We start from the raw sequence: 12,215 nt of genomic DNA on the forward strand, positions 1-12,215 counted from the left end.
ACCCCTTCCCATCCCGAACAGGACCGTGAAACAACTCTGCGCCGATGATAGTGCTGCAACCAGTGTGAAAGTAGGTTATCGTCAGGCTAGTTATAAGAAGAAGCCCACCATGTGATCATGGTGGGCTTTTTTGCGTTCAATCCAAATGCAAATCTTTACCGTTCGCCAAAACTTTGCGTGATGCGGTCCAATATGATCGCCAGCAACACCACGCATAAGCCGCTCTCGAAACCCAAGCCGACGTCCAGCTGCTGGATGCTGCTCAATACCTCTCCACCCAAACCGCCCGCGCCGACCATCGACGTGACGATCACCATCGACAAGGCCATCATGATGGTTTGATTGATGCCGCCCATCAGCGCCGGCAGGGCCAGTGGCAACTGTACCTTGAACAGCAACTGCCAGCCGCTGGCGCCAAACGCTTGCCCGGCTTCCAGCTGCTCCTTGTCCACCTGCAAAATTCCGATGGTGGTCAGCCGCACCGCCGGCGGCATCGCGAAAATCACGGTGGCGATGATGCCCGGAACGCGGCCAAGGCCGAACAGCATTACCGCCGGGATCAGATAAACAAATGCGGGCATGGTCTGCATGAAATCCAGCACCGGCCGCAGCACCGCGTGCACGTGCCGGTTCCTGGCCGCCAGGATTCCAAGCGGTACGCCCAGCGCAAGGCTGATCACCGTGGCCGACAAGGTCAGTCCCAACGTGACGATCATCTGCGGCCAGTACCCGAGCACCGCGATCAGCAACAGCGACAGTCCGGCGAACACGGCGAAGCGCCACGACAGGCGACGCCAGCCAACGACCGTGGCAATCCCAATCACCACCCACGCGGGCGCCAGTTGCAGCGCACTTTCAATGACCGCCGCCAAACCTTCGATGACGCGCCCGGCGCTGTCGAACAAGCCGCCGTTGTGGTCGATCAGCAGCCGGACGGCCCCATTGACCGCGTCTCCGAGTGGAAAATATTGATGGAGTTGTTCGAACATATCAGCCCCTGGCGCTCGCGCGTGAAATGATGCGCAGCGCGCTGGCCGCGGTGATCAGCCCCAACGCGACCCCGCTGGCGTCGCGCACCGTCAACGGCATCCGATAAGCCGTCAGGCGCGGCATCAATTCGCTCAGCCTGGCATCGGCGGCGACGCTGGGCTGCCCGGACGCCAATGTCGACACCGCTTCATGATCGATCAGGTCGGTCGCCAGCAAATGGCTGGACGTATCGGCGCTGTGGAAGAATTCACGCACGTGGTCGTTGACCGGATTGCTCAGCAGGTCACGCGACGTGCCGTGCTGAACCAGTTGGCCGCCATGCAGCAGGGCAATCTGGTCGCCCAGATGCAGCGCTTCATCGATATCGTGGGAGACAAACACAATGGTGCGGCGCCGCTCGCGCTGCAAGGCCAGCAACAACTCCTGCATTTCGCGGCGCTTGAGCGGATCGAGCGCGGAAAACGCCTCGTCCATCAGCAGCAGCGCTGGGTCCACCGCCAGCGCGCGCGCCAGCCCGACCCGTTGGCGCATGCCACCGGACAGCTGATCCGGGCGCTGTTGCGCATGCGCGAGCAGGCCGACCTGTTCCAGCATGGCCGACGCGCGCCGGTGCCGCTCCGCCCGTCCAACGCCGGCAATCTCCAGGCCGAAGGCGGCGTTGTCGATCACGCTGCGATGTGGAAACAGCGCGGACGACTGGAACACCATGCCCATCGACTCGCGCCGCAGTTGCTGCAACTGGCGCGGCGCCAGACAGTTCAGGTCGACACCGTCGATCAGCACCTGGCCACTCGATGGCGGCGCCAGCCCGTTGATGGTGCGCAGCAAGGTCGACTTGCCCGAGCCCGACAACCCCATCAACACGCAGATGCCTCCCTCGGCGATGTCGAGCGACACATCGTCAAGCGCGGCGGCGGGACTCGCATCGAACACCTTGCAGACATTGCGCAGTGAGACTTTAACGTTGGACATGGCGTGCGCTCACAGTTTACCGTTCAGGGTAAGGAAGGCGGCGCGCGGAGCGCCGGCCAGCATGGTGGCGAAACCGCCCGACGGATCGCTGCTGGCGAACCCGTTGGTGCCGATGGTGGCGAAGTAGCGCTTGTCGAACACATTGGTCACGTTCAATTGCAGCGACGCGCTCTTGAACGGGCCGATATTGCCCAGCTTGTAGCCCGCGCTCAGGTTCGCCAGCCAGAACGACGGCACCGGGCTGTCGTTGAGATAGGTGTAATAGCGTTTTCCCGTGTATTTGGCGTCGGCGCGCGCGAACCAGCCGGCGTGCTCGTACGATACCTCGGTGTTGAACAGCACTTTCGGCGCGTCGACCACGCGCTTGCCGTTGACGTCGACCGGCGTCGCGCCCTCGTAGTACACCGGCGCCTGCTTGTAGGTCGAGTCGTTGTAGGTGAAGGAATTGAACCAGGCCCATTCACGCGCGATCTTCCAGTCGAGCGCCGCTTCCAGTCCCTTGGTCTCGACCTTGCCCACGTTGGCGAGCGTGGTCGGGCAACCGACGATGCCGGTGCAGGTGGCCACGTTCAACTGGCGGTTCTTGAAGTCGGCCAAGTACAGCGCCAGCGAGGCCTGCAGCGGACCGCGTCGCGAGCGTACGCCAAGGTCGACCGTGGTGGAGGTTTGCGGCTTGACCTTGCCGGCGCTCAGGTCGAACGCCGCTTGCGTCTGCGAGAACGGACCATCGGCGCCTGCCTGGTAGGCGTTCATGTTTTTCGCCCACGACGAGAACAGTTCGTCGCGGTCGGTCAGCGCGTAGGTCAGGCCGGCCTGTGGCAGGAACTTCTTCGACGCCTCCAGCTGGCCGCCGGCGCGGCCGCCGATCCGGTTGTCGCCATCGATGCGCGCCTTGGTGCTCTTGAAGCCGTAGCTGAGCTTGAGCTTGTCGTCGAGCAGCGCGAAGCTGTCCTGCAAATACAGCTGCGTCGTCTTGCTGACGAAGCGCTGCGCGATCACGGTCGAGAACGGATTATCGAGGAAGTGGTCGGTGCTTTCCGGACCGTTGACGGCGAAGAAGGCGCGCGACCAGTTGTGGACGCTGCGCTCGCCCCAGACGCCCGCCGTGACGGTGTGGCCGTCCAGCTCCCACGTCAGGTCGCTGAGCACGCCGGTACGGTCGATGGCGTAGGTTTGCGCCCGTACCGAGATCGGCACGCCGGCCGACGATGGCGTGTACGGCGTGTACCAGTGGCTCTCGCCGTGGTTGCGGTGATCGTAGACGGTGGTTTTCAGGCGTACGGTATCGCCTGGATTCCACTCCAGCGCGACGCCGCCGAGCCAGTCGTTGCGCAAGCCGCGTCCGAGGTAGTAGGCGTCGTCCAGATTGTTGACGCCGCCGCTGTAGATCCCTTTGGCGGCGGCGACCGCGCGCTGCCAGTCGGGCGCGTAGTTGTCCCATTTGTAGCCGAGCCGGCGCACGCTGTCGAACGACAAGTCCTGGTAGTCGGTCTCGTCGCGTTCGGAGTAATTGAAGAAGGCGCTCAACTGGCTGGCGCCGAGCTTTTGCACGACCTTGGAATTGAACTGGTTCTGGTCCTGGCCGCCGTCACCTTTCCACTTGTCGGCGCGCTGGCGCGTCAGCGACAAATAGGCCTTGGTGTCGGTCGGCAGCAGGCCGGTGTCGTAGCGGACGAACGTGCGCGAGGTGCTGTCGCTGCCGAGCGTCTGCGCCAAGGTGGCGCCGGCGACGTCGGCCGGGCCGCGCGTGGTGAAGCCGACCGTGCCGCCCAGATTGCTGGTCGACGCCGTGCCGAGCGCGCCCGTGCCTTGCGACACCGTGACGTTGCCGACGTTCTCGGACGAGATGGCGCGGCTGATGTGCAGGCCGTTGTGGTTGCGGTAGCTCATGTCGCCGAGCGGGATGTCGTCCAAGGTGAACCCCAGCTGGTTCTGGCTGAAGCCACGGATAGAGATGTGCGCCGACCACTCGTAGGCGCCGAACGGATCGGCCGACTGGAACGATACGCCGGGCAATTTCTCCAGCGTCTTGAGCGGACTGGTGCCCGGAATGGCTTCGGCCAGATCCTTGCGCGTGATGTTTTGCACCTGGCGCCCTTGTCCCTGCACGAACACGGTCTCGATCGGCGCGTCGGTGGAGGCGGCGATCGGCGCCGGGTCGGCCGCTGCGTGGGCGGGCGCGGAGCAGGCCAGCGCCTGCAGCACGAGTAGGTGAAGGGGGTTGAATCGCAGTGCGTGTCGCATCGGTGGCTCCGGCTGTAGTGGATGAAGAGATCGGGGAATCAAGGCTGGGCCAGGCGGGCGCGCACGGCGGACGCGGCATCGCCGCCGGCGCGGGTGGTCACGCCGGCCAGCCAGGCGGTCACCAGCTCTGGCCGGGCGCGCAATTGGCGCAGGGCGGCGGCGCGCGCGGGCTGCTTTTTGTCGAGCATGTCGGCCATGATCGCGTGCTCGAGCGGAGCGCTGAATTCGATCTGCGCGAACAGCCGGCCGACGTTGGGACAGGCCGCGCGGTAGCCGCGGCGCGCCACCGTGTTGACGCTGGCGCTGCCGAATTTCGGGCCGAAGTACAGGTCGTCGCCGTCGAGATAGACCAGCTTGTAGGTGTTGTTCATCTGATGCGGTTCCCAGGCGAGGAACACGATCCATTCGGCACTGCGGCCTTTGCGGGCGACCTGGCTCAGCATGCCTTGTTCGCTCGACTCGACCAGCGTCCATCCGCCCAGGCCGTAGCTTTGGGCGGCCAGCATCTTTTTGATCGATTGGTTGGCGGGCGCGCCCGATTCGATGCCGTAGATTTTGCGGTCGAACCGGTCGGCATGCTTGGCCAGGTCGCTGAAGGTGCGTACGCCGGCGCGCGCCACGTAGTCCGGCACGGCGAGCGTGAACTTGGCGCCGGGCAGGTTAGCGTGCACGAAATCGATCGTGCCCGCCTTCAGCAGCGGCGCGACCAGTTGACGCTGGGCCGGCATCCAGTTGCCGAGGAAGACGTCGATCTGGCCCTTTTGCAAGCCGGCGTAAGTGATCGGCACCGACAGCGGCAGCACCTTCTGTTCGTAGCCGAGGGCGTCGAGGACGATGCCGGCCAGCGCGTTGGCGGCGCCGATGTCGGTCCAGCCGGGATCGGCCATGCGCACCGCGCGGCAGGATTCGGGTTCGCCGGCATGGGCCGGGCTGGCGGGCGCGGCGATCATGGCGGCGCCGGCGGCCAGAGCGAGGAACGCGCGCCGGATGGCGCCGTGCGCGAGGCGGGCCGGGTATCGGGACGGGTGGTTCATGCGTCGGCTCCTGGTCGGGCGGACAGGCGCGCCCGGGCTTCCAGCGCGTCGAGGTCCAGGTGATTGCGGATGTAGCGCTTGCTGGCGTCGCGCGGCGGCTCGTAATCCCACGCGTGATGCGCGCCGAGCGCGTTGGCGGCGCCGATGAAGCGCCGGCGCGCCTGGCTGGCCAGCACTTGCCGGTGCAATGCCGGCAAGTCCCAGCGCCGCGCGGTGTCGGCGCGGAAGCGGGCCAGCACATCGGCGCTGGCCGGGTCCGATGCCAGGTTGTGCAACTCGTCGGGATCGTCGCCGAGGTGGTAGAGCTGGTCGGGATCGGCCGGCGAGTGGATGAATTTCCAGGCGCCCTGGCGCAGCATGACGATGGGCGCCAGCGCGCCCTCGGCCAGATACTCGGCGGCGACGCCGTCGTGGCCGCCGCGCCGGGTCAGGTGCGGCAGCAGGCTGCGGCCGGCGATGTCGAGCGGGAAGGCGGCGCCGGCCGGCGGCGTCGCGCCGGCGTGGGCCAGGTCGAGCAAAGTCGGCAACAGGTCGACCAGCGACACCGACTCGGCCACGCGGTGCGGCTGGAACCTTGGCGGCGCGTGGACGATCAGCGGCACGCGGCTGGCCGGCTCGAAAAAGTTCATCTTGTACCAGAGGCCGCGTTCGCCCAGCATATCGCCGTGGTCGGAGGTGACGATGATGACGGTGTCGTCGGCCTGGCCCGATTCGCGCAGCGCGCGCAGCAGCACGCCGATCTGCTCGTCCACATACGAAATGGCGCCATAGTAGGCGCGGCGCGCGCGGCGCGTCTGTGCTGGCGTGACCGGTGTCTGGTCGAGGCCGATCACGGCGCGCAGGCGGCGCGAGTGCGGGTCGTCGCCGGCCGGCGCCTCCGGCACGCGCGGCATGTCGATCTCGTCGTCGCTGTATTGCTCCCAGTACGGCGAGCAGATGGCGTAGGGGTCGTGCGGATGCGTCATTGCCACCGTCATGCAGAACGGCCGGCGGTCGGGATCGCGGGCGAGGTCGAACAATTTTTGGCGCGCGGCGAACACCACTTCGTCGTCGAAATCGAGCTGGTTGCTGCGCGCGCAGTGGCCGGCGTCGGTCACCGACGACATGTTGTGATACCAGTCCGGACGCACGTCCGGTTGCGTCCAGTCCGGCGTCCAGCCGAAGTCGGCCGGATAGATGTCGGTCGTCAAGCGCTCCTCGAAACCGTGCAACTGGTCGGCGCCGCAAAAGTGCATCTTGCCAGAGAGGATGGTGCGGTAGCCCGCGTGGCGCAGGTAGTGCGCGAACGTCACCGCGTCGGAAGAGAGCGCGGCGGCGTTGTCGTAGCCGCCATTGGCCGACGGCAGCGTGCCGGTCATCAGCGCGTAGCGCGCCGGCGCGCACAGCGGCGAATTGCAGTACGCCGAATCGAACACCACGCCGGCGGCGGCCAGCGCGTCGATGTGCGGGGTCGAGGTGACCGGGTTGCCATAGGCGGCGAGCGCGCGGGCGGTCAGCTGGTCGGCCATCAGGATCAGAATATTCGGCTGCGAGGCGGGTTTCAAAGCGGGTTTCGAAGCGGGTTTCAAAGCGGGCTGCATAAAGGCGTCTTCGGAAATGTATCGATGCACGCATTCTGCGATGCCTGCCGAAAATTATGAACGTATCAATTTGCATATTCATATTCGAATAATATAAACAGGGCTTATGCATGGTTTCGCGAATTCCTTTGCAAATTCAGCGGCTTGAGGGCAGAATAAATTATCGAAACATAAGAATAATTTATGGCTAATCCATCTCAAACCGTTCCGCTGCACAGCCTGGTGTTTTTCGAATCGGCGGTGCGGCACCTGAACTTCACGCTGGTCGCGGAGGAATTCGGCACCAGCCAGCCGGCCGTCAGCCAGCGTATCGCCGCGCTGGAAAAGGATCTGGGCACGCCGCTGTTCAAGCGCGCCCACCGGGGCGTGACGTTGACGGCCGACGGTGTGACCTTGCACGAGGCGGTGCGCGATCATCTGGCGGCGATCCACGTCGCGGTCGACAAGCTGCGGGCACGGCGCACCCGGCAAGTGGTGACGGTGGCGACCGATTTCGCCTTCGCGCAGTTCTGGCTGATGCCGCGTCTGGCGGCGTTTCAGGAATTGCGGCCCGAGCTCGACGTGCGCATCGTCACCTCGCAAAACGCCTTCGACATCCGGGGCGAGGCGGTGGACCTGGCGATTTCATTCGGCGACGGCCGATGGCCCGGCTGCGATGCGCGACAGATCTTGCCGGAACTGGTGGTGCCGGTGTGCGCGCCGGCCTTGTTGGAGCGGCATACGCAAGCGTGCGGCACGCCGGCCGACGTGCTGCGTTTGCCGCTGCTGCATTTGGGTGGAGGCGGTCAAAACCGTTGGATGACCTGGCAGGACTGGGCGCGGTTGCAGGGGCTGCCGAACGGCGGCGATATTCCGAGCCTAACCCTGGGCAATTATCCGTTGCTGATCCAGGCGGCGGTCGCCGGTCACGGCGTGGCGCTGGGGTGGCGTCCGCTGGTCGATGAGCTGGTGCGCGACGGCCAGCTGGTCACGCTGCCGGCGCCGGCGCTGAGTACGTCGCGCGGCTACTTCCTGGTGCGCCCCCACGGCCGCGAGCCGTGGGAGGCGCTCGACAGCCTGAGCGAGTGGATCGTGCGCGGTTGCGCTTAGAAATTGAAGCGCGCGCCGAACGAGAACAGCGACACTTCGGTCTTGGTCAGATAGCTGGCGTCGACGCCGATCGACCACTGGCGGTTGAAGGCGTAGCTGACGCCGACGCCGACCATCGGATCGGTTTCATTGCGATCGGGCAGGTCGCTGCGGTTGCCCTGCATCGAGGTGCGGCCGACGCCGGCGCGGCCGAACAAGCTGAAGCGCTCGTTGAGCGGCGCCGTGCCCTGGACGGCGATGCCGTAGGTGCGGTCCGGGTAGTAACCCGCTTCGGTGAACAGGCCGCGGAACGGATTGAGGCTCAGGCCACGGGTGTAGACGTCGAAGCCGAGGTTGGGGCTGTACTGGTAGCCGATCGCGCCGCCGACCGAAAAGTCGCTGCTATTGTCGACGTATTTGGACGAGACCGAGGCGCGCCCGCCGGAGACGCCGAGATAGACGCCTGGTTCGAACGGGGCCGCAAACGAAGGGGCGGCAACGGCGAGCGTGGCCGCCGCGAGGATCAAGAGACGCATGAGGTTCCTTAGAGGAGATAGGAAAAACGCGGCATTGATTTATTTGCAACGCCGTCGCTTCCGCATACTACGCTCTAATTATCTTTACGGCAACCTTGTCGTTTCGGCCGGCTGCATTACCAGCATGCGGCGCATCGCCTCGGCTTCCTCGCCGGGACTGCGGCCGAAGTAGCGCTTGAATTCCCGGCTGAACTGCGACGGGCTCTCGTAGCCCACTTGCGCCGACGCCGCTTGCGCCGTGATGTCGCTGCGCGCCATCAGAAGCCGCGCCTGGTGCAGCCGGGCCGATTTCAGATACTGGATCGGCGAGCAGTGCGTCACCGATTTGAAGTGCACGTGGAAGGCCGGCACGCTCATGCTGGCCTCGGCCGCCAACATGCCCACATCCATGTCGGCCGCGCAGTCGGCATGGATGCGGCGCAGCGCCTTGGCGATGCGGCCGAACTGGCCCTGGCTGGTGAGTGCCGCGCGCATCGCCGCGCCTTGCTCGCCCATCAGCACGCGGAAGCAGATTTCGCGCACGATGGCCGGCCCGAGCACGCGCGCCTCCAGCGGAGAGGTTAGCGCCTCCATCAGGCGCAGCACGGTCTCGCGCAGGCGCTGGTCCATGCGCGTGGTCATCATGCCTTTGGGCATGGCCGGCACATCGTTGGCGGTCTGGTCGATGGCGAACATCAGGTCGGCCAGGGTGGTGCGGTCGACGCGGATGGCCAGGCCGAGGAACGGCTCCTCGACCGACGCCTCGGTGGCGCTGATGAACGGCGTGGGGATGGCGACCACCAGGTAGTGATCGGCGTCGAACTGCAGCACGTCCTCGCCGAAGTGGGCGCGCTTGCGGCCCTGCAGCACGATGGCGATGCAGGGGTCGGACATGGCGGGCGCCTTGGTTACGCTTTGCGTGGCGCGGGTCAGACGCACGTCGTCGAGCGCCGTCTCGGTGTAGCCGTCGTGCTTCGCCATGCTGGTGTGCAGCGCGATCATCCGTTCCAATTCGAGTCCTTCCAAAAATGCGGTGAAGAATAGGAATGATCCATCAAACCGGCTGCGATGGCTACGGGGCTATCGTCGATGTATAGGATTAGGCAAGAAACACATAGACATGTGCATTCGCAGCATGGGCGGATGTTCGTATGATGCAGGCTGGTTTAATTGCCATTGAAAGGACCGCATCATGACTGCTATTGCACACACCAATCGAAAGGTGATTCTGATTGCTGGCGCCAGCCGGGGCAGCGGTCCTGCCACCGCGCGCCAGCTGGCCGGCGAGGGCCATCACGTGGTGCTGGGCGCGCGCCGCTCGGCCAAGCTGCACGCGCTGGTGACGGAGATCCGCAGCGCCGGCGGTTCGGCGGAGTGGTTTGCGCTGGACGTCTCGCGGCCGGAGGAGATGCGCGAATTCCTGGCGTTCGCCGAGGACGTGCACAAGCGCATCGACGTCGTCATCAATAATTGCTGAGAACGCGTCGCCGCTACGGCTTGAACAATATTTTCAACAGCGTGTCGGCCGTCGCCTGCAGTTCTTCGGGCGCATGGTAGATGCGTTCCATCACCACATTGCCGCGTGTGAATGTCACCAGCAGCCGGGTGGCGTCTTTGGGCGGCAGCGTCAGGCGCGCCAGCGCGTCGGGCGCGGACAGCCGCTCCTCCAGCGCGTCGGCCAATCCTTCGAGCATGCCGCGCAGCGCGTGGCGCACCGCGTCATCCATTGCTGTTTCATCCGTGGCGATTTTGGTGGTCAGACAGCCGCGGGTGGACGAGGAGGGCGTGTCGTCCCGGGGCGGTACGGGCTCCGACATTGAGGCGATCACGTAGGCGAAGAAATCGCGCAGCGCATCGACCGGATCGGCGGCCTTCATTCGTTCGCGTACCGCCGCCAGATAGCGCTGCTTGTAACGCGCGAACGCCAGCAGAAAGATCGATTGCTTGTCGCCGTAGGCGTTGTAGAGCGAGCCGCGCAGCACACCGGTCGCCTGCGCCAGATCCTGCATCGACGTCGACGCATAGCCGCGCCGCCAAAAAACGTGCATCGCGCGTTCCAGCGTTTCTTCCTCGTCGAATTGTTTTATGCCTGCCATGGAGCGGATTATCGGCATTCTTGACAGTGGTGTCAAGTTTTACTATCCTGTCAAACATGATTGGCCGTTGAGGAATCGTGGATGAATATCGCAGCAGACAAGGGCGCCGCCGCGCGCGCCATATTCGCCGGCCTGTGCGCCAGCCTGGTGGGCATCGGCCTGGCGCGCTTCGGCTACACGCCGTTGATCCCGCCATTGATCGAGGCGCACTGGTTCGCCGCCCAGGACGTGGTGTATCTGGGCGCGGCCAATCTGGTCGGGTATCTGGTGGGCGCATTGGCGGGGCGTCCGCTTGCCGCGCGGCTGTCGGCGCGCACCACCTTGCGCCTGATGATGATGCTGGCCTCGCTGGCCTTCTTCGCCTGCGCGTTTCCGCTGTCGGTGAGCTGGTTCTTTGCCTGGCGCCTGTTGTCCGGTATATCCGGCGGCATCATCATGGTGCTGGTCGCATCGACGGTATTGCCGCATGTGCCGGCCGAGCGCAGGGGCATGGCAAGCGGGGCGATCTTCCTGGGCGTGGGTGTCGGCATCGCCGCCTCGGGCACGGTGGTTCCGATGCTGTTGGGCGTCGGGCTGCGGGAGACCTGGCTGGGCTTGGGTGTGCTGGCGCTGGTGCTCAGCATTGCCAGCTGGTTTTGCTGGCCGCACGCGTCACCGGGTCATGCCGGCGCCGCGGGCGCGCAGTCCGCCACGCCTACACCCGGTGCGCGTTTCGACCTGAACGTGCTTTATGTCCAATATGCCTTGATGGCGATCGGCCTGGTTCCGTTGATGGTGTTCCTCGTCGACTACGTCGCGCGCGGCCTGGGATGGGGCACGCATACGGCTTCCTTGTTCTGGATCGCTTACGGTATCGGCGCGATCGCCGGTCCGATGGCATATGGCGCGCTGACCGATCGTATCGGTCCCACACATACGGCCCAGGTTACATTGCTGATGCAGGCGGGCGTTATCGCGGTGATGATGTTTTCCACCAACCACGTGGTGCTCATCGCCGCCACGGTGGTCGTCGGGTCTTTCCCGCCGGGCATTGTGCCGATTGTGCTGGGCCGCGTACATCAGATATTGCCGGGCGATGCGCACGCCCAGAGTGCCGTATGGAGTCGTGCCACGACAGTGTTCGCCTTGTTCCAGGCGCTGGCGGGTTACGGCTATTCCTACCTGTTCGCGCAAAGCGGCGGCGACCATCGCCTGTTGATGGGAATAGGGGCGGGGGCGTTGTTAATCGCGGTGCTCGCTGATGGCGTGAAGAAAGTTCTTGCCAAGCCCGGAGGGGCTTTGCTATAGTTCGCCTCCTCGCAAAACGGTGCACACAAAACATGGTGTTGCAGAGTGAAGCGAGAAGAAAAAGAAGGTTGACGAAACGGTCTAAACGATTCATACTCTTCCTTCTTCGCTGACAGACAAAACGATTTGTCAAGCGTGCAAGCAGTACCGAACAAAGTTCTTTAAAAATTAACAGTCGATAAGTGTGGACGTTTGATGAAAGTGCACGCGGAGCCAAGGTTAAACTTAGTTCCGCGATACTTAAAATATCAAATGTTCACAAGAAGTAATGAAATAGGCGCTACGAAAGTAGTGGCCTGTCAGTATTTTGAGTGAGCGACCTCTTAGTAATAAGAGTGCCGGTAAAACGGCAAAAGTAACAGAGATTAAACTGAAGAGTTTGATCCTGGCTCAGATTGAACGCTGGCGGCATGCCTTACACATGCAAGT

General features: G+C 64.3%; 11 protein-coding genes and 1 rRNA gene. 4 read left to right on the forward strand and 8 right to left on the reverse strand.

The window, feature by feature from the left end; translation table 11 throughout:
* Positions 1-155 precede the first annotated feature (155 nt).
* From BMX85_RS29670 to betC, 5 genes are read right to left on the reverse strand one after another with little or no spacing between them, the layout of a single operon-like run.
* The gene (locus tag BMX85_RS29670; RefSeq protein WP_090328444.1) at positions 156-989 is read right to left on the reverse strand and encodes an ABC transporter permease; all 834 of its coding nucleotides are present in this window, start codon (positions 987-989) and stop codon (positions 156-158) included.
* 1 nt (position 990) lies between these two features.
* Positions 991-1,962, reverse strand: coding sequence for an ATP-binding cassette domain-containing protein (locus BMX85_RS29675; RefSeq protein ID WP_090328448.1), 972 nt, complete (start codon positions 1,960-1,962; stop codon positions 991-993).
* A gap of 9 nt (positions 1,963-1,971) precedes the next feature.
* On the reverse strand, positions 1,972-4,206 hold the full coding sequence (locus tag BMX85_RS29680; protein ID WP_090328452.1) for a TonB-dependent receptor: 2,235 nt from the start codon (positions 4,204-4,206) through the stop codon (positions 1,972-1,974).
* A 38-nt stretch (positions 4,207-4,244) separates the two neighbouring features.
* Positions 4,245-5,240: a choline ABC transporter substrate-binding protein gene (choX, locus tag BMX85_RS29685; protein ID WP_090328456.1), complete on the reverse strand. Its 996-nt coding sequence runs from the start codon at positions 5,238-5,240 to the stop codon at positions 4,245-4,247.
* Positions 5,237-6,784, reverse strand: a complete 1,548-nt coding sequence (betC, locus tag BMX85_RS29690; protein ID WP_255372408.1) for a choline-sulfatase — start codon at positions 6,782-6,784, stop codon at positions 5,237-5,239. Before betC ends, choX begins: the two co-directional genes overlap by 4 nt.
* Before the next feature lie 219 nt (positions 6,785-7,003).
* Here betC and BMX85_RS29695 point away from each other — a divergent pair, with 219 nt between their 5' ends.
* Complete coding sequence (locus BMX85_RS29695; protein WP_090328464.1) at positions 7,004-7,909, forward strand: choline sulfate utilization transcriptional regulator; 906 nt, start codon at positions 7,004-7,006, stop codon at positions 7,907-7,909.
* Here BMX85_RS29695 and BMX85_RS29700 read toward each other — a convergent pair.
* Both BMX85_RS29700 and BMX85_RS29705 read right to left on the reverse strand, forming a co-directional pair.
* Entirely contained in the window at positions 7,906-8,424 is a 519-nt protein-coding gene (locus BMX85_RS29700) for an outer membrane beta-barrel protein (RefSeq protein ID WP_090328468.1), read from the reverse strand. The genes BMX85_RS29695 and BMX85_RS29700 overlap by 4 nt on opposite strands.
* An 84-nt stretch (positions 8,425-8,508) precedes the next feature.
* Positions 8,509-9,405 (reverse strand): AraC family transcriptional regulator, encoded by an 897-nt coding sequence (locus BMX85_RS29705; protein WP_090328473.1) that lies wholly within the window; start codon positions 9,403-9,405, stop codon positions 8,509-8,511.
* A gap of 190 nt (positions 9,406-9,595) precedes the next feature.
* Here BMX85_RS29705 and BMX85_RS29710 point away from each other — a divergent pair, with 190 nt between their 5' ends.
* On the forward strand, positions 9,596-9,880 hold the full coding sequence (locus BMX85_RS29710) for an SDR family NAD(P)-dependent oxidoreductase (RefSeq protein ID WP_090328478.1): 285 nt from the start codon (positions 9,596-9,598) through the stop codon (positions 9,878-9,880).
* Between the two features lie 13 nt (positions 9,881-9,893).
* On the opposite strand, the gene BMX85_RS29715 is transcribed toward BMX85_RS29710, so the two are convergent.
* Entirely contained in the window at positions 9,894-10,535 is a 642-nt protein-coding gene (locus BMX85_RS29715; protein ID WP_229210732.1) for a TetR/AcrR family transcriptional regulator, read from the reverse strand.
* Positions 10,536-10,580: 45 nt separating this feature from the next.
* Between BMX85_RS29715 and BMX85_RS29720 the strand changes: the two genes are divergently transcribed.
* The gene (locus tag BMX85_RS29720) at positions 10,581-11,786 is read left to right on the forward strand and encodes a YbfB/YjiJ family MFS transporter (RefSeq protein ID WP_090328487.1); all 1,206 of its coding nucleotides are present in this window, start codon (positions 10,581-10,583) and stop codon (positions 11,784-11,786) included.
* A gap of 367 nt (positions 11,787-12,153) precedes the next feature.
* A 16S ribosomal RNA gene (locus BMX85_RS29725) occupies positions 12,154-12,215 on the forward strand; the annotation flags it as partial.

Origin of the sequence: Duganella sp. CF517 (genome assembly GCF_900110275.1) — a bacterium.
Taxonomy (GTDB): domain Bacteria; phylum Pseudomonadota; class Gammaproteobacteria; order Burkholderiales; family Burkholderiaceae_D; genus Rugamonas.

What these genes read in the sequence shown, in the direction of transcription:
- BMX85_RS29670 (WP_090328444.1), bottom strand. Translation starts at nt 989, where the DNA reads ATGTTCGAACAACTCCATCAATATTTTCCACTCGGAGACGCGGTCAAT.
- BMX85_RS29675 (WP_090328448.1), bottom strand. Translation starts at nt 1,962, where the DNA reads ATGTCCAACGTTAAAGTCTCACTGCGCAATGTCTGCAAGGTGTTCGAT.
- BMX85_RS29680 (WP_090328452.1), bottom strand. Translation starts at nt 4,206, where the DNA reads ATGCGACACGCACTGCGATTCAACCCCCTTCACCTACTCGTGCTGCAG.
- choX (WP_090328456.1), bottom strand. Translation starts at nt 5,240, where the DNA reads ATGAACCACCCGTCCCGATACCCGGCCCGCCTCGCGCACGGCGCCATC.
- BMX85_RS29695 (WP_090328464.1), top strand. Translation starts at nt 7,004, where the DNA reads ATGGCTAATCCATCTCAAACCGTTCCGCTGCACAGCCTGGTGTTTTTC.
- BMX85_RS29700 (WP_090328468.1), bottom strand. Translation starts at nt 8,424, where the DNA reads ATGCGTCTCTTGATCCTCGCGGCGGCCACGCTCGCCGTTGCCGCCCCT.
- BMX85_RS29705 (WP_090328473.1), bottom strand. Translation starts at nt 9,405, where the DNA reads ATGATCGCGCTGCACACCAGCATGGCGAAGCACGACGGCTACACCGAG.
- BMX85_RS29710 (WP_090328478.1), top strand. Translation starts at nt 9,596, where the DNA reads ATGACTGCTATTGCACACACCAATCGAAAGGTGATTCTGATTGCTGGC.
- BMX85_RS29720 (WP_090328487.1), top strand. Translation starts at nt 10,581, where the DNA reads ATGAATATCGCAGCAGACAAGGGCGCCGCCGCGCGCGCCATATTCGCC.